19 protein-coding genes are annotated in these 20,689 nt (G+C 56.4%); 12 read left to right on the top strand and 7 right to left on the bottom strand.

What is annotated here, in order from left to right; translation table 11 throughout:
• Positions 1–77: 77 nt before the first annotated feature.
• From FFI95_RS01590 to FFI95_RS01555, 8 genes are all read left to right on the top strand, one after another.
• Positions 78–2,378, top strand: coding sequence for an LPS-assembly protein LptD (locus tag FFI95_RS01590; protein ID WP_144821415.1), 2,301 nt, complete (start codon positions 78–80; stop codon positions 2,376–2,378).
• A gap of 60 nt (positions 2,379–2,438) precedes the next feature.
• Positions 2,439–3,785, top strand: coding sequence for a peptidylprolyl isomerase (locus FFI95_RS01585; protein ID WP_144820594.1), 1,347 nt, complete (start codon positions 2,439–2,441; stop codon positions 3,783–3,785).
• Complete coding sequence (pdxA, locus tag FFI95_RS01580; protein WP_144820593.1) at positions 3,785–4,828, top strand: 4-hydroxythreonine-4-phosphate dehydrogenase PdxA; 1,044 nt, start codon at positions 3,785–3,787, stop codon at positions 4,826–4,828. The genes FFI95_RS01585 and pdxA overlap by 1 nt, the downstream gene beginning before the upstream one ends.
• A complete protein-coding gene (gene rsmA / locus FFI95_RS01575; protein WP_144820592.1) occupies positions 4,825–5,640 on the top strand; it encodes a 16S rRNA (adenine(1518)-N(6)/adenine(1519)-N(6))-dimethyltransferase RsmA in 816 nt (271 codons plus the stop codon). Before pdxA ends, rsmA begins: the two co-directional genes overlap by 4 nt.
• On the top strand, positions 5,633–6,433 hold the full coding sequence (locus FFI95_RS01570; RefSeq protein ID WP_144821414.1) for a symmetrical bis(5'-nucleosyl)-tetraphosphatase: 801 nt from the start codon (positions 5,633–5,635) through the stop codon (positions 6,431–6,433). Before rsmA ends, FFI95_RS01570 begins: the two co-directional genes overlap by 8 nt.
• A gap of 28 nt (positions 6,434–6,461) precedes the next feature.
• Positions 6,462–6,836, top strand: a complete 375-nt coding sequence (locus FFI95_RS01565) for a DUF423 domain-containing protein (RefSeq protein WP_144821413.1) — start codon at positions 6,462–6,464, stop codon at positions 6,834–6,836.
• A 20-nt stretch (positions 6,837–6,856) separates the two neighbouring features.
• Entirely contained in the window at positions 6,857–7,057 is a 201-nt protein-coding gene (thiS, locus tag FFI95_RS01560) for a sulfur carrier protein ThiS (RefSeq protein ID WP_144820591.1), read from the top strand.
• Positions 7,058–7,123: 66 nt separating this feature from the next.
• Positions 7,124–7,933: a thiazole synthase gene (locus FFI95_RS01555; RefSeq protein WP_144820590.1), complete on the top strand. Its 810-nt coding sequence runs from the start codon at positions 7,124–7,126 to the stop codon at positions 7,931–7,933.
• A 21-nt stretch (positions 7,934–7,954) separates the two neighbouring features.
• Here FFI95_RS01555 and FFI95_RS01550 read toward each other — a convergent pair whose 3' ends face one another.
• The 5 genes from FFI95_RS01550 to FFI95_RS01530 all read right to left on the bottom strand — a co-directional run bounded on the left by FFI95_RS01550 (position 7,955) and on the right by FFI95_RS01530 (position 14,907).
• A complete protein-coding gene (locus tag FFI95_RS01550; protein WP_144820589.1) occupies positions 7,955–8,779 on the bottom strand; it encodes an inositol monophosphatase family protein in 825 nt (274 codons plus the stop codon).
• 48 nt (positions 8,780–8,827) lie between these two features.
• Positions 8,828–10,123: a pyridoxal phosphate-dependent aminotransferase gene (locus FFI95_RS01545; RefSeq protein ID WP_144820588.1), complete on the bottom strand. Its 1,296-nt coding sequence runs from the start codon at positions 10,121–10,123 to the stop codon at positions 8,828–8,830.
• A 121-nt stretch (positions 10,124–10,244) separates the two neighbouring features.
• Positions 10,245–10,559, bottom strand: a complete 315-nt coding sequence (locus FFI95_RS01540; RefSeq protein WP_144820587.1) for a DUF3301 domain-containing protein — start codon at positions 10,557–10,559, stop codon at positions 10,245–10,247.
• A 161-nt stretch (positions 10,560–10,720) separates the two neighbouring features.
• Entirely contained in the window at positions 10,721–13,798 is a 3,078-nt protein-coding gene (locus tag FFI95_RS01535) for an efflux RND transporter permease subunit (protein ID WP_144820586.1), read from the bottom strand.
• A complete protein-coding gene (locus FFI95_RS01530; protein WP_144820585.1) occupies positions 13,798–14,907 on the bottom strand; it encodes an efflux RND transporter periplasmic adaptor subunit in 1,110 nt (369 codons plus the stop codon). The genes FFI95_RS01535 and FFI95_RS01530 overlap by 1 nt, the downstream gene beginning before the upstream one ends.
• 273 nt (positions 14,908–15,180) lie before the next feature.
• On the opposite strand from FFI95_RS01530, the gene FFI95_RS01525 reads away from it, so the two are divergent.
• On the top strand, positions 15,181–15,684 hold the full coding sequence (locus tag FFI95_RS01525) for a DnaJ domain-containing protein (RefSeq protein WP_144820584.1): 504 nt from the start codon (positions 15,181–15,183) through the stop codon (positions 15,682–15,684).
• On the opposite strand, the gene FFI95_RS01520 is transcribed toward FFI95_RS01525, so the two are convergent.
• Positions 15,681–16,469 (bottom strand): secretin, encoded by a 789-nt coding sequence (locus FFI95_RS01520; RefSeq protein ID WP_144820583.1) that lies wholly within the window; start codon positions 16,467–16,469, stop codon positions 15,681–15,683. The genes FFI95_RS01525 and FFI95_RS01520 overlap by 4 nt on opposite strands.
• Before the next feature lie 364 nt (positions 16,470–16,833).
• On the opposite strand from FFI95_RS01520, the gene FFI95_RS01515 reads away from it, so the two are divergent.
• Positions 16,834–17,886 (top strand): 3-deoxy-7-phosphoheptulonate synthase, encoded by a 1,053-nt coding sequence (locus tag FFI95_RS01515; protein ID WP_144820582.1) that lies wholly within the window; start codon positions 16,834–16,836, stop codon positions 17,884–17,886.
• Here the strand turns inward: FFI95_RS01515 and FFI95_RS01510 are convergent.
• Complete coding sequence (locus FFI95_RS01510) at positions 17,831–18,502, bottom strand: LysE family translocator (RefSeq protein WP_144820581.1); 672 nt, start codon at positions 18,500–18,502, stop codon at positions 17,831–17,833. The two genes, FFI95_RS01515 and FFI95_RS01510, sit on opposite strands and share 56 nt — an antisense overlap.
• A gap of 109 nt (positions 18,503–18,611) precedes the next feature.
• Between FFI95_RS01510 and FFI95_RS01505 the strand changes: the two genes are divergently transcribed.
• Complete coding sequence (locus tag FFI95_RS01505; protein WP_144820580.1) at positions 18,612–20,054, top strand: dihydrolipoyl dehydrogenase; 1,443 nt, start codon at positions 18,612–18,614, stop codon at positions 20,052–20,054.
• A 117-nt stretch (positions 20,055–20,171) separates the two neighbouring features.
• Positions 20,172–20,645: a Dps family protein gene (locus FFI95_RS01500; RefSeq protein WP_144820579.1), complete on the top strand. Its 474-nt coding sequence runs from the start codon at positions 20,172–20,174 to the stop codon at positions 20,643–20,645.
• The last annotated feature ends 44 nt before the right edge of the window (positions 20,646–20,689 follow it).

Here is a 20,689-nt window from a genome sequence, read left to right as displayed (position 1 = left end):
CCCCCAGCTGTCTGCCGCCGCAGAAAGGCCCATTGAAACGCCGGTTGGCGGGCCGCCTGCTTGCCTCGTGCCTCCTGATGCCGGTAGCTGGCCTGTCAGCTGCCGGGACACCGCCCACAGCGGCTGAGCTGGACTGGCGCCCCAAAGACCGGCTTCCGGACACAGTCCGGAACTCATTGCCGGCTTTCTGCGAAGGCGGGTATCTGCCGTCGGTTACCGAAAGCGAGCCGGGCGGCGTTTTTGGTGAGGGGGCGGCTGCCGATGTACCTTTACACGCCAGCGGCCTGGATGCGCGTTATGAAGTTGATAGCGAGTTGTACCTGAAGGGTGATGTGCGTTTGCGCCAGGGGAACTTTCAGGCAACCGGGTCGGAAGCCAGGTATAACCAGAGCGCCGGCCAGGTGGCTATCCAGGGCCCACTGGTCAGTCGGGGTAATGGTTTTTTGTTAACCGGCGACCATGCGGAGTACAGCGTCGACACCGGGCGCTTTGATATCAACACCGCCACCTTTCTGTTGCATGGGCCAGAAATGCGGGGCAGGGCCGAAAGCCTTTCCCGGATGGATGACTCCCGGGTAGAAATCCGCGAGGGCATGCTGACAACGTGTGGACCGCGCCAGAATGACTGGTCTGTCGTAGCTTCGGAAATTGAACTGGACCAGTCCGAAGGCTTTGGAACGGCCAAGCATGTGCGTTTGGAAGTTCTTGATGTGCCTGTTTTTTATTGGCCCTACGCCAGCTTTCCGATCGATGACCGGCGCAAATCCGGCTTTCTGTACCCGCAGTTCGGTTCCTCCAGTGCCGGCAGTGGTGCGTTTCTTGCGGTACCTTATTATCTGAACCTGGCCCCGCATTATGATGCGACACTCACTCCCCAGTATATCCATGGCCGGGGGTTATTTAATGAAGCTGAAGGCCGGTACCTCAGCTCGCTGGGCGAGACCACGTTGCAGCTGGGTTACATCGATAATGACTCCACCTATCGGGACGAAAACCCCGGTGAGTCCGGTCAGCGCTGGGCTCTGGATGCGACCACCCGGGCTGCGTTTGGCGGAGGCTGGAGAGGCTACGGCGATTTTTCGGTGGTAAGCGATGAAGATTATCTGAGCGACCTGAACCGCAGTCTGGAAATCAATCAGACGACCCACCTGCAGCGCAAGGGAGGGGTGCGCTATCAGGGGCCGAACCAGTATTTTGATGTGTATCTGAATGATTATCAGACAGTCAGTGACCGGATCGCCCAGGCGAACAAGCCGTACGCGCAGTTACCGGAAGCCCTCTATGCCGGAACCACCGAGGCGGGTATTTTTGAAGCCGGGCTGGAGAGCCAGTACACCTGGTTTCACCGGGATAATGATACTCTGACCGGCCTCGACCGGGCCAATGGCCAGCGTTTCCGGGCCCGCCCGGAGTTGGCTGTACCAATGCGGGCGCTCTGGGGATACAGCCGCCCGTCGGTGAGCGTGGATTACACCCGCTACGATCTGGAAGATTACACGAACGGAGACGGGAGCTTTGACCGCACCGTACCTGTAGTCGAATGGGATAACGGTCTGTATTTTGACCGTCAATCGAGCCTGTTTGATGTACCCTACAACCAGACACTCGAGCCCCGGCTGTATTACGCCTGGGCGGATGCTGAAGCAGATCAGAATGACATTCCGGCGTTTGACACTGCCTTGCAGACCTTTCGCTTTGAACAGTTGTTTCGCCCGGATCGCTTTGTGGGTGGTGACCGGGTAGGTGATGCCAATCAGTTGACCGTAGCCCTGACCAGCCGGTTCAATGACCTGGTAACAGGGGCAGAGCGTGCCCGCTTCAGTATCGGTCAGGTGCAGTATTTCAAGGATCGGGAAGTCACCCTGTTTGGTGAGGGCGGAGGGGACCGCAGCCGGTCACCACTTGCAGGGGAGGTGGTTCTGAATCCGCTGAAGAACCTGCAAATCCGCTCGTCCGGGCTTTGGGATCCGGAAACAGGTGAAACCGAAGAAGGGCGCAGCCAGCTGGTTTTCCATTCGGAGGATTACCGGTATCTGGCCACGGTTGGGCACACGTACAGCAAGGGAGAGCTGGAACAGTCAGACATCGGAGCCGTTATCCCGGCCACAGACCGTGTTAGTCTGATCGGGCGCTGGGTATATGATTCGGACCTGGACCGAACCGTCGGCTCTCTGGCCGGCGTTGAGTACAACAATTGTTGCTGGAGCGTTCAGGTGGTACACCAGAACTATCTGACGGATGACGAAGAGTTGGACAGCCGTTTACTGTTCCAGGTCCAGCTAAGAGGCCTGGGTGGCAGCGGCGGTTCATCCACCTCAATTTCCGAGGCAATCTATGGGTTTGATGAGCGCGAGCGGCGCCGTTTCGGTACGCCCTGACGGCAGGGTGGTTCGTCCGGTATTCTATCCGCAGGCTAATATCTTCATTAAGGGGTGATTATGAAGGCGACGATTCGCCAGAGTTTACAAACGCTGCTGCTGTTGCTGGTTGTGGCACTTTCTTTCTCGGTGCAGGCTGAGCGCAAGTTGCTCGATCAGGTCGTGGCCATTGTTGACGACGATGTGATTCTGCAGACTGAACTGGAGGCGCGGATTAACACAATTGCCGGCCGCCTGCAGGCACAGGGTACGGGGCTGCCACCGCAAAGGCTTCTTGAAGAGCGGGTTCTGGAACAGTTGATCACCGAGTCGGTCCAACTGCAAATGGCGGACAAGATGGGTATGCGCATCAGCGATAACGAACTCAATGAAACCATCGCCAATATTGCCGAACGCAATGGCATGAGTCTGCCCGAGTTTGAAGAACAGCTTGCTGTCGAGGGTGTAAGCTATCGCCAGGCCAGGGAGCAGATCCGCCAGGAAATGATCACCGGACGGGTGCAGCAGCGTCAGGTCAGCAACCGTGTTCGTGTCACCGACCGGGAGGTTGAGAACTATCTTCAGGCCAGGGAGTCTGGCGGTAACGATGCGGAATACCGGCTGGCCTATATTTTCATCGAGCTGGACAATCCGGGTGACGACGCTGCGGTTGATGCCACCCGGGAATACGCGCAAGAGCTGCGTACCTCTATTGTGAACGGCCGCGATTTTCGCGAAGTGGCAGTTGCCGAGTCAGACGCCAGCAACGCGCTTGAAGGGGGCGATATGGGCTGGCGCAGTGAAGGCCAGCTGCCTTCACTGGTAGCGCCGGTTGTACCAGATCTGGAGGTTGGTCAGCCGTCGGAGGTGCTGGAAAACAACAGCGGCTTCCATATGGTCATGGTCATGGAAAAGCGGGGAGGCGAGCAGAAGCAAGTCATCCAGCAAAACCGGGTGCGCCATATTCTGATCCGGCCTTCACAGGCCGTCACCGATGCCGAGGCAGAAGCCACCATTCGTGAACTTGCCCGGCAGATAGAAGAAGAGGACGCCGATTTTGCGGCGCTGGCCAGACAGTATTCTGATGACCCTGTCTCCGGCTCCGATGGCGGCAATCTGGGCTGGGTGAGCCCGGGTCAGATGGTGCCTGCATTTGAAGAGGCCATGCAAGAGGCGGCCGTGGGCGAGTTCAAGGGACCATTCCGCTCGCAGTTTGGCTGGCATATTCTCCAGGTTGAAGAACGCCGCCAGAAGGACGTCAGTGGTGACGTTAAACAAGCAGAGGCCCGCCAGGCTATTTATCGCCGCAAGTTTGAAACCGAGCTGCAGAACTGGCTCCGGGAAATTCGCGATGAGGCCTTTGTCGAGTTCAAGGGCGAGTATGCCCGGGAAGAAACATCCGATGATACGCAGGAAACTGAAGACTGATGAGTGAAGAAACCGTTCTCGCGCTGACAGCGGGTGAGCCCGCTGGCATTGGCCCGGACCTTTGCCTGCAGCTTGCAGCAGAAGCACGAGATGCAGGCGTGGTAGTGGTTGCCAGCCAGGCTCTGCTGGCTGACAGGGCGAAGGCCCTGGGGCTTGATGTCGCCCTGCACCCCTGGCAGCCGGGCAGGGTGCCGCATAAGGCAGCAGGAGAACTGTCTGTACTTCACGTTGACGGCTGTGCTTCTACCCAGGCGGGCGAGTTGCACGCCGGGAACGGTCGTTATGTTGTGGATACACTGACCATTGCTGCCCGGGGCTGTCTTGATGGTAATTTTGATGGCATGGTCACGGCACCGGTTCACAAAGGTGTGATCAACGACGCCGGAATAGCGTTCAGCGGCCATACCGAATTTCTTCAGGAGCTTTGCGGCGTAGAGCGGGTGGTTATGATGCTCGCCACCGAGGAGTTGCGGGTCGCACTGGTAACGACGCACTTACCGCTGAAAGACGTGTCTGACGCGATTACGCCGGAACGGCTTACCCAGGTTGCGACCATTCTGAATGCTGACCTGAAAACCTTTTTCGGAATTGAGCAGCCGCGGATTCTGGTTGCCGGGCTGAACCCCCACGCCGGGGAGGGCGGGCACCTTGGCCGGGAAGAGATTGAGGTCATTGAGCCAACGCTTGAGAAGCTTCGTGGTAACGGCATGCAGCTGACCGGACCTCTGCCGGCTGACACACTGTTCACGCCTCACTGGCTGGATACTGCAGATGCCGCTCTGGCGATGTATCACGATCAGGGGTTGCCGGTTCTCAAATTCCAGGGGTTCGGCCGAGCTGTCAATGTTACCCTGGGGCTCCCCATTGTGCGTACATCGGTGGATCATGGTACGGCTCTGGACCTTGCCGGCACCGGGCGTGCAGATGCTGGCAGTCTGCACACCGCGATCCGGGTAGGTGGCCAGATGGCACGTTCCCTCAAATCTGCGGATCGAACATTTGCTTGTCACCGCAATACCTCCACAAAAGAGAAACCTGAGTGAGTAAAAAAGCCGGCCATCAGGCCAGGAAACGGTTTGGACAGAATTTCCTTCACGATCCGGGCGTTATCGACCGTATAATCCGCGCTATTCACCCGAAACCGGAGGACGCCATTGTCGAAATTGGTCCCGGGCTGGGTGCATTAACCGAAGAAATTCTGGAAGTTAACCCGAAGCTCCAGGTTGTCGAGCTGGATCGTGATCTGATTCCGGTGTTACGCACCAGGTTTTTTAATTACCCGGAATTTCGTATTCATGAAGCTGATGCCCTGAAATTTGATTTTAGCCAGCTCATGAATGAAAAGCCGCTTCGGATTATCGGCAACCTGCCATACAACATATCCACGCCATTGATTTTTCATCTGTTGTCCCAGGCAGATGTGATTCAGGACATGCACTTTATGCTGCAAAAAGAAGTGGTGCAGCGGATGGCAGCGGTCTCTGGTGACAGTAGCTATGGCCGGCTGGGGATCATGACCCAGTACTTCTGCAAGGTACAGCCATTGTTTGAGGTGAGCGCCGGTGCTTTTCGGCCAGCCCCGAAAGTGGATTCCGCGATTGTGCGCCTGGTTCCCCATGCCGAGTTACCGCACCCGGCCAGAGACCTGGGCACATTGCAGGCAGTGGTAAGGACGGCGTTTAATGCCCGCCGTAAAACCCTGCGCAAAGCCCTGGGAACCATGGTGTCTGTTGAACAGTTGCAGCAGCTGGGCATCAATGATGGCTTGCGTCCTGAAAATCTCACGCTTGCGGATTATGTGAGCATTGCGGACCTGTTGGTTTGTGAGAAAAACAGCGAGGGCAATGATGACTGACTACGCCATAGGTGACATTCAGGGGTGCTACGAGCGGTTGAAGGAGGTTCTGGCCAGGGTGGATTTTTCACCGTCCCGGGACCGGCTGTGGGTGGCCGGTGATCTGATTAACCGAGGGCCTTCCTCTTTGCAAACCCTGCGTTACATTGAAAGCCTGGGCGATTCGGCCGTGGTGGTACTGGGTAATCACGACCTGCATTTGCTGGCGGTGGCTCTGGGCGGGCACCCGCCCAAGCGTAAAGATACGCTTACAGGCATATTAGAAGCACCGGACCGGGACAGGCTGACAGGCTGGCTGCGCCAGCAGAACCTGTGTGTGTATGATTCCGATCGTAACCTTTTGATGGCACACGCCGGGGTTCCTCATATCTGGGATGTTCAGCAGGCCCTCGCCAGTGCCCGGGAAGTGGAAGCTGTCATTCGTGGTGAGGATGCCCCGGAATACTTTGCCCAGATGTACGGCAATAAGCCGGAGGGCTGGGATGAAAGCCTGACTGGCATGGATCGCTGGCGGGTTATCACGAATTACTTTACCCGGATGCGCTTTATCGCCGCGGATGGCAGGCTTGAGCTCACAGCCAAGGCATCTGCCGACGACGCACCCAGTGGTTATGCCCCCTGGTTTGAATTTCCCCGCCCGGATGAAACCCGTGTGATCTTCGGGCACTGGGCTGCCCTTGAGGGCAGGACTGGCGTTGACCGGTTTATCGGGCTGGATACCGGCTGCGTCTGGGGGGGCGCGCTGACCATGATGAATCTGGATACCGGAGAGAAAATTCACTGTGACTGCTGAATCCCGAAGACCTAAGGCGCCGGAGATTATGCGCCTGCCTGTGGCTACAGGTGCATTTTTTGCCCTCACCGCAGTCATGTCCGGTGCCTTCGGAGCCCACGGGCTCCGCAGTCTGGTGAGTGAGCGCACTCTGGATGTGTTCCAGACGGCGGTGACCTATCAGATGTATCACGCCATTGCACTCGTACTTGTAACCCTGCTGTCTGCGGCCGGATTATCACGGCGTTTGCTGGGACTGGCGGCCGGGTTCTTTATTACGGGTACGCTTCTGTTCAGTGGCAGCCTGTATACGCTGGTATTGACGGACATTCGCTGGGTCGGCCCGGTTACACCTATAGGGGGTGTATGCTTTATAGTGGGCTGGGTATTATTGTTAATGGCTGGTATACGCCGGTCAGTGTAATAGCCGAGGTTAGGAACACTATGCAGGTTCAGGTGAATGGTGAGGCCATAGAGCTCCACGAAGGGGCGACAGTGGCGGCGCTCGTGGAAAAAATGGCCCTGATGGGTAAGCGACTGGCCGTGGAGGTTAACGAAGACATAGTCCCCCGCAGCCAGCATGAACAGTTTGTACTGAGCAACGGCGACCGCGTTGAGGTGGTGCATGCGATCGGTGGTGGTTAAGCCACGGCCAGAGCCAGGCAAATCTTCAGCAATTCATACAACAGGTTTTAGTAACCCGGAAACATTATGACAGAGACTCCAGAGATTCAGTTGCCCGAAGATAAGCCCCTTGAAATCGCAGGACAGGTTTACCAGTCACGGTTGCTGGTTGGTACCGGCCTGTACCGGGATCTGGTGGAAACCGGCCACGCTGTTGAAATCAGCGGGGCTGAGATTGTAACCGTGGCGGTTCGCCGTACCAATCTCGGACAAAATCCGGACGAACCGAATCTTCTGGATGTTATCTCCCCTGAGGACTATACAATCCTGCCCAATACAGCAGGCTGTTACACAGCCAGGGATGCAGTACGCACCTGTAAACTGGCGCGTGAGCTGCTCGACGGGCGTAACCTGGTAAAGCTGGAAGTGCTGGGGGAAGATAAAACCCTGTATCCGAACATGCCGGAAACTCTGGTAGCGGCGGAAGAGCTTATAAAAGACGGCTTCCAGGTGATGGTCTATTGTTCCGATGACCCTTTGCTGGCACGGCGCCTGGAAGAAATGGGGTGCATAGCCGTTATGCCTCTGGGGGCACCGATTGGCTCGGGGCTGGGCATCCAGAATCGTTACAATATTCGCCTGATCGTCGAAAATGCCAGCGTCCCTGTGCTGGTCGATGCGGGTGTGGGGGCCGCCTCTGATGCGACCCTCGCTATGGAACTGGGCTGCGACGGTGTGCTGATGAACTCCGCTATTGCGAAGGCAAAAGACCCGATCAAAATGGCCAACGCCATGCGCCTGGCCATTGCAGCGGGCCGCGAAGGGTATCTTGCCGGACGCATGCCCAAAAAGCTCTATGCCAGCGCTTCATCCCCCCTCGACGGGACGTTTTTCTGACGCCAGCCTCAAATCTGCGGTTTACTCATACCCGGAAGCAGAGCGCAGAATCTGACGCACAGGCTCCCAGATTGCGGGCGCGGAAATCAGAATGTCGCGCCCCCAAAGATCGGCTGGATAACCCTCGGGAACCTCACTGAAGTGGCCAGCGGTAGCGCCTGCCTCCAGAGCGATCAGGCGCGCCGCTGCGAAATCCCATGGACTGACGTTTTCGTAATAGATATCCAGGCGTCCGCAGGCTACCCAGCAGATATCCAGTGCTGCGGAACCGATACGCCGTAAGTCCCGGCATTGGTGAATCATCGCCTCCAGGCGCTTAACCAGTGGTTCCAGATTGTCCTTGGTGTAGGGGAACCCGGTGGCAAAGAGTGACTGCCTGAGAGCCGTAGCGCCACTGTGACGAATGGGACGGTCGTTGAGTGTCGCGCCTTCGCCGCGGGTGGCGCGAAAGGTTTCCTCCACGAAAGGTGCATGCACAACGCCCGCCTGTACACGGCCGTTTTCCGCATAGGCTATGGATACCGCAACCTGTGGGTGACCGTAAGCGTAGTTAACCGTGCCATCAATCGGATCGATGATCCACAAAGGCGTGCTCAGGTTTTCCGCTTGGCTGAGGTCCGGCAGTGCTTCTTCCGAAAGAATACGATGGTCCGGGAAGCGCTTGCGGATGCTGCTGGTGATGAAATCATCCGCCATAATATCCGCGTGGGTCACCAGTTCGGTCTGCTGTTTGTAATCGGTGCGCAGCGTGTTTGTATCACGCTCCCGGCGAACCAGAACCCCGGCTTCCCGGGCAAGTGCCTCGGCGAAATCGGAAATGTCCTGCAGATAAACTGACTCACTCATAACGCACCTCCACTGAAGAGTATAAGGTGTCAGTCTATCATGGCCACATCAGAGGTTGTGGAGCCAGGCTTCCATCCTGTTCATGGCTTCCACCAGCCGCGGGCAGGCACGGGCAACAAATTCATCGGCCAGCTCCTGGTCTGCATAGTCTCCACCTGCCAGTTTCAGGGCTTCGGCACCATCAAAATCAACAAACGCCAGCCGTGCCCCCAGATGATCAGGGACAAAACCGAAGTCACTGGCGGGCAGAACCGCAACGCCTGTACTTTCCAGCAATGACTGGCAAAACGCCTGGCTGGTTTTAATGTCGCGCCCGGCAAGACGCTCCCGAAACTCCGAGAAGTCCGGGAACAGATAAAATGCGCCTTCCGGTTTCTGCACGATGGCACCCATGTCACACAGGCGGCGGTGCAGATATTCACCTACCACTTTGAGAATCCGGCGGGACTGTTTGAGGTACTCGTCAATATCCTCGCCGCCGTTAAAAGCCGTGATAGCGGCGTGCTGTATCGGAGCGCTGGTTGCCGTGTAGGTTTCACTGGCTATGATGGCCATCGCATCCTGAAGCAGGCGCAGCTCCTTCGGGAAGATAAAGGTGCCCAGGCGCCAGCCTCCCGCCCCGGCCCATTTGCTCAGGCCTGTGCTGATGATGGTGCCTTCAGGGTAGTAGCGGGCAATGGATTTGTGCCTTGCATCAAAGTGGACTTCGCCATAAATCTCATCGGAGAGCAGGATCAGCTTGTACTTGCGGGCCACATTGGCAATGGCGAGCAACTGATCGTCTGTGTAAGTACAGCCCGTTGGGTTGGACGGGTAGTTGAGCACCAGTATGCGGGGGCGTGATGGATCGTTCCGGCATATAATATCCAGCTCTTCAGCGGTCAGCTGCCAGTTGTTTTCAGCGTATGTTGGCAGCCAGTGCACAGAACGGCCAATAATGCGGGCCTGAGGTGCATAGGAGACCCAGCTGGGACGCGGAATCAGAAGGTCGCCGTAATAAGCCAGCTGGAGAATGAACAGCAGCTCTTTGGAGCCGGGGCCAATCAGCACATCTTCCCAGGAGCACTGCATGCGTTCGCTGCGGTTGATATAGCCGGCAATGGACTCACGCAGGCTTTTCAGGCCTCTGACCGGTAAGTAGTCTTTCTCGTGGGCGTGTTCTTTTAGCGCATCCACAACCCGTGCCGGAACCGGAAAGGGCGACTGCCCCAGACCCAGTTTGATGATGTCCCTTCCCTCCGATCGGAGCTGGTTGCTGAGCTCGTTGATACGCAGGGTCGCTGAAGGCTGAATACCGCGAACATTGAGGTTGATCGCAAAACGCTGCTCGTTGTGGATATGCATGGCCCGGGTCTTTGTCTGAATGAGTGTATAGCCAGTATAGGACGCCCGGGAGGCTCTTGAGAGTGTTGCGGATAGGTGTTTGCCGAAGGTGGTCCTGATGGTTGACGGTCAGGGGCCCGGGTTATGAAAACCTGTGTGGCTCCAGCTCCATGTGCAGAATTTTTGGCCCAAGCATGATGACCCGGCCGCTGTAGCGCTCCTCGCCGGTGGAAGTGAAATCAAAAAGGAAGCGTCGCCATACCCGGATTTGCCCCTGATCGTCCCGTTTGAACCAGAGTCCCCTCAGGTAAATGGCATCATCAAGAAGCATGACATCCATGGTTTTGCAGTAGCGGTGTGCGGCCCGGAGTACCGAATCCTTGATGGCCTTTGCACGCCACCAGTACCAGATAGCAAAGCTCGCAAGAAATAACCAGAACAGTGTTCCCAGAGTCATGATAACGGCACGCCAGCAATGAGTTTTCAAAAAGAGAGTCACGGCCCAGGCCTCAGACTACCTTATTGTCGGGGAACGAGGAATTGGTGTGTTCTCAACCGGGACACAAAAAAGCCCGGTGCGCTGTTGTTCGCACCGGGCTTTGGCTGGCTTTTACCGGGTTACGAGTTGGCCGGAACCTGCTTGGGCGCCTGGTCGCCTGTTTCTTTGTGTGCGTTATGATCGCGGGCCAGCAGAATGTAGAACGCTGGCAGCACGAAGATAGTGAACAGGGTACCAATGCCCAGCCCCGCCGTAATGGTGAGGCCAATGGCAAATCTGCTTTCTGCACCCGGACCGGTTGCGATCAGCAATGGCACCATGGCAAAGACCAGCGCCAGTGACGTCATGATAATGGGGCGCAGGCGAATAGCCGCCGCCTCGATCACAGCGTCAACCTTGCTCAGGGCTTTGTCCTTTTGCAGCAGGTTGGCAAACTCGACAATCAGTATGCCGTGCTTGGAAATAACCCCGATCAGCGTGATCAGCCCCACCTGCGTATAGATATTCATGGTTGCAAACCCAAGCACAATAAAGGCCATTGCACCTGCTATCGACATGGGTACGGATACCAGGATGATGATCGGGTCCCGCCAGCTTTCAAACTGCGCTGCGAGTACCAGATAAATCACCAGCAGCGACAGGAAGAAGGTTACGATCAGCGCGCTGCCCTGACTGGCCAACTGCCGGCTCTGGCCTTTGTAATCATGGTTGAAACCCTGGGGGAATGCCTGTTCAGCCGTCTCCTCCATGAAGTCCATGGCCGTACCTGCAGCAACACCCGGCATCACTACCCCTTCCAGAGTGAGGGAGTTCTGCTGGTTAAACTGCGTACGGCTTGAAGGCTCTACATCGTGGGTAAAGCTGACAACGCTACTCAGAGGTACCAGCTCGCCATTGCCGGCGCGGATGTAGTAGTCGTTCAACGCCTGCTCATCCAGTCGGAATTTCTGGTCCACCTGCGGGATAACCTGATACGAGCGGCCTTCCATGCTGAAGCGGTTAATATAGCCACCGCCGAGCATGCTGGAAAGTGACTGCCCCACGTCCTGCATTGACAAGCCAAGGTCGGCAACCCGGTCACGGTCAACGTTAATACGTGTGACCGGGCGGTCGAAGTTGATGGATTTCTGCAGGAACATGAAGTTACCGCTGTCCATGGCCTTGCCGAGCAATTCGTCTGCTACCTGGTCCAGCTGCTCATAGCTGCTGCCCGTCGTGATAACAAACTGGAACGGCAGACCGCCCCCGGAGCCTGGCAGTGCCGGTGGTGCAAACACTGCGGTCTGCAGACCGGTGACTTTCTTGAGCTCGGCATCCAGCTGCGGTTGCACTTCAAACTGGGTTACCTCCCGCTCGCTCCAGGGTTTCAGTTTGAAACCGCCGAACACCGCATTGGGGGCGGTGACACCCACAATCATGAAGTCCTCCTGATAGCCGGGCACAGACGAAATACGCTCCTGAACTTCATTGCCGTGCTCAAGCAGGTAATCCAGAGTGGATGTCTGGGGGCCAAGGCCCTGATAGAACAGAATGCCCTGGTCTTCTGTGGGCGCGAGCTCGTTCTGGCTCATCATCGCCATAAAATAAATGGAGCCGAGTATAACCAGCGCAAAGAACACTACGACGGACTTGGTTTGCATCAGCGAGCCAAGCATCGATTTATAGACTGAGGAAATGCTGTTGAAGGTACTCTCCACCATGCTCTCAAATTTGCCCGGGTTGCCATGGGGCTTGAGGACCTTGCCGGAGAGCATCGCAGAAAGTGTCAGGGCTACAATACCTGAAATCACCACAGTACCCGCAAGCGTGAAGGCAAACTCGGTAAACAGTGAGCCGACCAGGCCTCCCATGAAGCCGATAGGTGCGTAAACCGCGACCAGGGTGGTGGTCATGGCAATAATCGGCACCGCCATTTCCCGGGCGCCATTGATAGCGGCCTCGAACCGGGACTCGCCTGCCTCAATATGCCGGTGCACGTTTTCTACCATAATGATGGCGTCGTCCACCACCAGGCCAATGGCCAGTACCATCGATAGCAGCGTCAGCAGGTTCAGGGAGAAGCCGAACATAAGCATTATAAAGGCGCCACCAATAAGTGACAGCGGAACCGCCACCGACGGCACAACCGCAGCGCGAATCGAGCCAAGGCAGAGGAAAACCACCACCAGCACAATAGCCATGGCCTCCAGCAGGGTACGGATTACCTCATTGATGGAGTCGTCAATAAAGTCGGAGCCATCATAGGCAAGGCGTACATCGAGATCGCCCGGCAGCTGGCTCCTGATATCCGGAAGATCGTCTTTGACCAGACCGGCCACCGTGAGGGGGTTAGCCCCGGGTGCCAGTTCAATCGCGACGTAGGTGGCTGGCTGCCCTTTGTAGAGTGCCATGGCATCGTAGGCTTCTGATCCCAGCTCCACCCGTGCAATGTCCTGAAGCCGGATCTGGGTTTCACCGGTTTCCTTGACCACCAGGTTGCGGAAATTGTCCGGGTCTGCGATATCGGTATCGCTGGTCATGCTGATTTCGGTGTAAGCGCCTTTGGTGTTACCTACGGCAGCCTGATAGTTATTGGCACGCAGTTTGGCAACAACTTCCTGAGGAGTCATGTTGACAGCCGCCAGGCGTTCCGGATCGAGCCAGACCCGCAGAGCGAATTTGCGGCCAAGAAGCTGCGCTTTACCTACGCCGGCAAGCGCCTGCAGCCTGGGTTGTACCACCCGGGTCAGATAGTCAGTGATTTGTGGCACCGCCAGCTCATTGCTGTAGAAAGCGATATACATCAGGGCCGTTGAGTCACCCGTGGTGGAGGTAATGACCGGATCCTGAGCCTCGGACGGAAGCACGTTACGCTGGCTGGCTACCTTGGCCTGTATCTCGGCAAGGGCGGCATTAGCGTCGTAATTCAGCTCCATCTTGGCTTCGATAGTTGAGGTGCCCTGGGAACTGGTGGAGGTCAGGTGGTCAATGCCACTGGCCTCAGCAATAGCCTGCTGCAGCGGCGTGGTAATAAAGCCTTTGATCAGGTCCGAGCTGGCACCAGGGTAGGCCGTGGTCACCGTAACTGTGGTACTTTCGAGCTCCGGATACTGCCGGATCTCCATCTCCATCGCGGCGCGGGCACCAAGCAGCAGGATAAGGAGGCTGACCACCGTCGCCAGAACCGGACGGTGGATGAAAATATCAGTGAATCGCATTACTCAGATGCCTCCTGCGGCTGCTTTTCCTGGTCTTCATCCTGAATCTTGACCCTCTGCCCGGCACGCAGCCTCAGCAGACCCTTGGCAACCACCTGTTCGCCAGCCTCGAGGCCTGAAAGAATGGCAACCTGTTTGTCCCGGGTCTGGCCCGTGGTAATCGTGCGACGCTCGACAATCGGCTCGCCCTCATCATTTTCAACAATGACAAAGGCAAAATCGCCGTAAGTATTATAGGAAACAGCCGTGCGGGGAATTGTAACCACACTGTTCTTTTCTGGCTGCCGGGTTTGAATGGTCGCAAACATACCCGGCCGGAGCAGGTTGTCCGGATTCGCCAGAGTGGCACGGACGCGCACAGTGCGGGTTTCCGGGTTGACGGAGGTGTTAATGGCGCTTACTTTGCCTTCAAAACTCTGTTCAGGAACGGCGGCGACGGTGGCCTCTACCGAGTAGCCCTGATCGACATCCGGCAGGTTCTTTTCGGACAGGGTGTAGTCCACGTAGATCGGGTCGAGCATATTGATCTCGACAATGGGTGTGCCTGTGCCAATGTACTGGCCCTGGTCTACCATGCGGATGCCCAGAGTGCCGTCGAAGGGTGCGCGGATAATCTTTTTATTCAGCTGGGCCTCTGCTTCGTTCACACGGGCACGCGCGGCATCAAAATTGGCTTTGGCCTCGTCGTACTGAGACTGGGAAACTGCTCGTTTAGGTAACAGATCCGAGATGCGGTTGAATTCCTGCTGCGCCAGTTGAGCTTCTGCTCTGCGAGTACGTACTGCGGCTTCATCAATGGAAGTGTTCAGGCGAACAAGCACATCGCCCTGTTTAACCGTGTCGCCGGATTCAAAATTTATTTTCTCAATAACGCCGGGCATTTCGTTTGCGACCTCGATGCCGTTGACAGCTTTAATACTGCCGACTGCTTTCAGCGAAGGCGTCCAGCTCTCGGTGCGGGCTGTGGTTGCGGAGATTTCAGCGGGGGGTTGTGGCTGGGACAGCTTTTCTTCCAGCTGGCCGAACTGATAAAACTTATAGCCAAAGATGCCGCCAAGCACCACGCCAAGGAAAATAATGACAATCAGGAAGCGGGAGGCAGTGCGCATAATTCAGGTCCTGGAATCTGTATCTGGTCCGGGGTTTGCGGTGAACGGAAAAGGAAAACGGGTCAGGCGCGTTTTCCTGCCGGATCGGTGCATAACATCAGACTGTTGGATGCGGAAATTATTGATCTACGACAAACGTAGCATCCTACAAAACTTGGGGTGTAGTTGTCACCAGTTTACAGGTGTTTGCGATCAGAATCTCTACAACTCTCACTGGCTTTATCATGATGCAAGGTGTCAGAATTAACGTTGTCTATCAGCAAAGGGTCAATCATGCAGTGGATACTGGGGATTGTGCTGGCGGCGGCTTTGTTTGTGGTGCTCAAACAATGGGGCCGGCTGTCGGCGGAAAAAAAGAAAGCGGTAACGTGGAAAACGGTTTTTATTGTGGGTGGTGTCATGCTGGCATTTATGGTTTTGACCGGCCGTGTGCACGTTCTGACAGCTGCCGTGGCCGGGCTGATTCCGTTATTGCGTAAGCTTCCGGAAATTGCCCGGCTTGTTCCGACACTGAATCGCTTTTTATCCGGGGGCGGCGGTGCCGGTGAAAGCTTTGCCGATGGCGCTGGCGAGCGGCAAACTCAGGCACCGGGCAGCGGGATGTCGGAAAGGGAAGCCTGTGAAATACTGAATGTAACGGCAGACTGTACCCGGGAAGAGGTTGTGACAGCGCATCGCCGGCTGATACAGAAGCTGCATCCGGATCGCGGTGGCAGTGATTATCTGGCGGCGAAGATCAACGAGGCCAAAAGTGTGCTGTTACGCAGCCGGGCCTAACGGATAATATCCACCTTGACTTCAAAACTCCGGTTGTCTGAGCGACTGCTTTCAACCCTGTAGGTAATTTCGGACTGTTCCCGGGCAGACTGGGTTGAGGTGCTGCCCAGAGGCACCCACTGACCTGGTTCAACCCGACGGATAGTCACCATAGCCTGGGTCTCATACCCTTCCAGCTCGGCCGGATCGGCTTCAAAGGACATGATGCTGAGCTCTACAGCATGGTCTGAAATGACCTGTGGACTGACCACAAACCCGCTGCGGGTTTCGATCCGTTCAAAAATGGCGGCCGGGTTGCGGCCACCCTGCAGGGCGAATGGCAGGGTACGCACCTGGCCCGACGTGATATGAGCTGACTGACCATCCATGACTCTCAGGCTGCGCTCCATGGCATTGTTTGTTGTGGTAACACGTCGTTTGATGGTTACGTCCGCCCCCTTTCCTGATGCGGTAACGCCACCACCGGAGCGCTTGCCACCAACATTCCGGGCCGACCGCACCGTGATCCGGAGCTGAACCGGGGCAACATCCAGGGTTTCAATCAGAGTACCGATTTCATCCAGTAGTAGCGGCTCGCCCCGAACCACCAGCTGTTGTCCCCGGGCGGTCATGGAGACAGGCTCGTTCTGATAAAGCGCCCGAATCTGCTCGGCAACGTCTGCCCCCGGGCGGTTGTCGAGCTGAAACGCCCGCGACTTGGCCTGTGCAAAGCTGGTACTGGAAATAATGAACAGTAGAATAAAAACGCAGGGCAGGACGACCGGGTGTCGTGGATTCAGTCTCATTTTTGGTTCCTGTTATCGCAAGAATACCCGGATCGTTGGTGAAAAATCGGGCGTATGGGTTGCCAAACTGAAAAGCCGGGGTATATATTGATAAGCATGGATACTACACAAGCAGTCTGTCAATTGAATGTTCTTAAGGCTTCCGGCCAGCAGTCGGTGGCGGCAGTGTCTGCTGTGTTTTTTTGGTGGTTTGGTTATGGCTTTTACTTTAGCCAGAGCCAGGGCCGCCTATAACATCTTCAAAAAACGAACATCGAGGATGGCAGCCCGGCGAAAACCAGGCTGCCGTCGGACTCAGAAAGCCCCGACTGGTAGCCCAGCCGGGGCTTTTTTGATTCTGACGCAGAGAAACAGGAATACAGATATGAGTACGTCTTTGAATACAGCCGAAGAGAGCCAGGCACTGAGTGCCGCCGTAACATGCCGGCAGGAAACCGCACTGCCGGCCCCGACGGAGCTGCGGCAGCGCTTGCCCGCCGGGGAATCTCTTATCCGGCAGGTGAGTGCACACAGGCAGGCCGTCCGTAATATTCTGCACGGTGAGGACGATCGCACGTTGATTGTGGTTGGCCCCTGCTCGATCCACGATGAAGTGGCTGCTCTGGAATACGGTGAAAAACTGAAAGCACTGGCGGATGCAGTCAGTGACCGGTTTCTGGTGGTTATGCGCGCGTATCTGGAAAAGCCACGGACCACTGTTGGCTGGAAGGGCCTGCTGTATGACCCGGAGCGTACCGGCGCCGGTGATCTGAATGAAGGCTTGCTGCGTTCACGCCGCCTGCTTCTGAATCTGGCTGAAATGGGGTTGCCACTGGCCACCGAGGCCCTGAGTCCGTTCGCCATGGATTACCTGGGGGATCTGGTCAGCTGGACAGCTATTGGCGCCCGGACGACCGAGTCCCAGATTCACCGTGAAATGGTCAGCGGGCTGCCGATGCCGGTCGGGTTCAAGAACGGTACCGACGGCGGGGTGAGTGTTGCGATCAATGCCATGAAGTCGGGGGCGCACCCACATCACCATCTGGGCGTCTCGGGTAATGGCGCCCCGGTCATGGTCAGTACCCGGGGCAATCCGGATACCCACCTTGTGCTAAGAGGCGGCCGGGGGCTTACCAACTACGATGAAGCCAGCATTCAACAGGCAGCACAAAGCGTGTCTGAAGCCGGACATAACGGTGCCATCATGGTGGATTGCAGTCACGACAATGCCCGCAAGCAGGCAGAGAGACAGGTTGACATTGCCCGTGAGGTTATACGTCAGAAGCGGGCGGGGAGTTCATGTATTCGTGGATTGATGCTGGAGAGCTTCCTGGAAGCGGGCCGGCAGGACGACGGAGATGATTTGCGGTACGGCTGTTCTATTACAGACCCGTGCCTGGGCTGGAGCCAGACTGAGGCGCTGCTTCGTTCACTGTAGAAAGTAAAAGCTTGCCCGCAAGCAGTAGCAGAGTGCCACCCATAAGCCGGTCCAGCCAGTGGCCAAAGCGGTTGAAACGTTTGCGAACGGCCGGCAATGTAAAAAACACCGCGACCAGGGTAAACCAGAGCCCGGTTGCCAGTGCCATGTAGGCACCATAACTGGCCTGCACCACGACCGGCGTGCCGGGGCTGATCACCACCGAGAACAGCGAAACAAAGAACAGGGTTGCCTTGGGGTTCAAAGCATTAGTGAAAAAACCCAGACGTATAGCGGCAACGCCGGACTGAGGCGCCGGAGCTCCGGTTTCCACATAGACGCCCCCGGCCTTCGCTCGCAGGCAGTGTATGGCAATCCAGGTGAGGTACAGAGCCCCGGCAATTTTGAGCAAGGTGAACAGAAGCAGGGACTGCTGAATAATCAGGCCAATGCCCAGCAATGAGTAACTTACGTGCACCAGAATGCCCGCGCCAATGCCGGTTGCTGTCAGTAACGCGTTTCTCCGGCTCTGACACAGTGCCTGCCGGATCATCACCGCAAAGTCGGGTCCGGGGCTGGCGACTGCCAGCAAGTGCACCAGGGCGACAGTGAAAAATTCCGGCCAGTAGTTATGCATACGCAGTTGTCTCATTGCATCCGGGGTACGAAAAGGGCTTATTATACAGGGGGACACCTGATGGTTTCACCCGTATCGATGGCGGGCATTTTGGTCTGGAGATTCTTTTATGGATAAACAGCAGGTTGATGTAGCTATTATTGGCGCCGGAACAGCAGGTATGGTGGCCCACAGCCGGGTGCGAAAGGTGACGGACAAAGTCGTCCTGATCGAGGGTGATCAGTATGGCACAACCTGTGCCCGGGTGGGGTGTATGCCCAGCAAGCTGCTGATTGCCGCAGCGGATAATGCGTATCAGATGGCGCAGGCAGACCAGTTTGGTGTCAGTGCCGGCGATATAACGGTTGATGGCCGGCGGGTCATGGAGCGGGTACGCTCCGAGCGTGACCGGTTTGTGGCATCGGTGGTCCGCTCCGTGGAAGGTTTTCCCGAAGCGCACCGCATCAGGGGGCATGCCCGCTTTACTGGACCTGACAGCCTGATTGTGGGCGAGGACACAGAAATCCAGGCGCAACGGATCATTATTGCAACCGGTTCTCGTCCCAACATTCCCGGTTTTCTGAAAGAAGCAAAAGATCGGCTGGTTGTGAACGATGATATTTTTGAGTGGCAGGACCTGCCGGAATCTGTCGTGGTGTTCGGGCCAGGTGTCATCGGTCTGGAGCTTGGTCAGGCGCTCAGCCGCCTGGGTGTACGGGTAAGAATGTTCGGAGTAGGCGGTGCGGTTGGGCCGATTCAGGATGACACGATCCGGGAGTACGCCCTCAAGCGCTTCAACGAGGAGTTTCCTCTCGACCCGGATGGCGAAGTGACACGGGTTGAGCGGGTTGACGGTGGTGTTGCTGTCACGTTTATTGACGGCGACGCCGGGGAAAAAACCGAAACGTTTGAGTATCTGCTTGCAGCGACAGGGCGCCGGCCAAACGTTGACGGCCTGGATATACAGAATGCGGATATTGAACTGGATGATAATGCCATGCCGGTGTTCAATCCGCATACGCTGCGCTGCGGTCAGAGCCCTGTATTTATTGCCGGCGATGCCAATAACGACTTGCCGTTGTTGCACGAAGCCGCCGATGAAGGGCGCATTGCCGGTGATAACGCAGCTGCTTACCCCGACGTAAAGGCCGGCCGGCGAAGTGCCCCCCTTGCGGTGGTATTTACCGACCCCCAGATAGCGACAGTAGGGCTCACCATTAATGAGGTAAATGAACAGTGCAATGGCTGCTTTGCCGTCGGCGAGGTTTCCTTTGAAAATCAGGGGCGGAGCCGGGTTCTTGGAAAAAATAGCGGTTTGCTGCGTGTGTACGGCGAGTATGGCAGTGGTCTGTTTATGGGCGCAGAAATGTTTGGCCCGGCGGCCGAGCACATTGCGCACCTGCTGGCGTGGTCGGTACAACGCAGGCTGACCGTCAGTGAGATGCTGGAGATGCCATTTTACCACCCGGTTATAGAAGAGGGGGTACGAACGGCCCTTAGAGACCTGAACCGGAATCTGAATATTGGCCCGGAACCAGAGGGAGACTGCACCGACTGTGGTCCAGGCGTGTAACTCCGGGGAAAATTAACCAACACTATGGCAGGGATTGGGTAACTAAACTTCACGGTAATCCGCGGTCTGGACTACACTGGCCCCACTACTATTCCAATGCCACAAAGGAGGCTAAGAATGAGTAAGAATTTTATCGGACTGGATAAAGAAAAAACGGTAAAGCTGTCAGATTCACTGAACGATCTGCTGTCCAACTACCAGATCTTTTATATGAACGTGCGCGGTTATCACTGGAACATCAAAGGTGAAAACTTCTTTGAGCTTCACGTGAAGTTTGAAGAGCTGTATGACGATCTTCTGCTCAAGATTGATGAGATTGCAGAGCGTGTGCTCACGCTTGGGCATCGCCCCTCCCACGCATACAGCACCTATATCGAGCGCTCTGAAATCCCTGAGCAGAAAGACGTTACCGATGGCAAAACTGCCATGGAACATGTGGTTGATAGCTTTGCCAAGCTGATTGGCAAGCAAAGAGAACTGCTAAGCCTGGCCGGTGAAGCTGACGACGAGGGTACCGCGGCACTGATGAGCGATTATATCTCGGAGCAGGAAAAAACCGTCTGGATGTATCGCAGCTATCTTGGCCACTGAGCCAGCGACACGCTGATCAGTTGCAGAGTTGGTAAAAGCCGGGT

The sequence above is a fragment of the Marinobacter piscis genome, from assembly GCF_007671655.1.
Classification (GTDB): domain Bacteria; phylum Pseudomonadota; class Gammaproteobacteria; order Pseudomonadales; family Oleiphilaceae; genus Marinobacter; species Marinobacter piscensis.
This window is presented reverse-complemented; position numbering and strand designations above follow the sequence as displayed.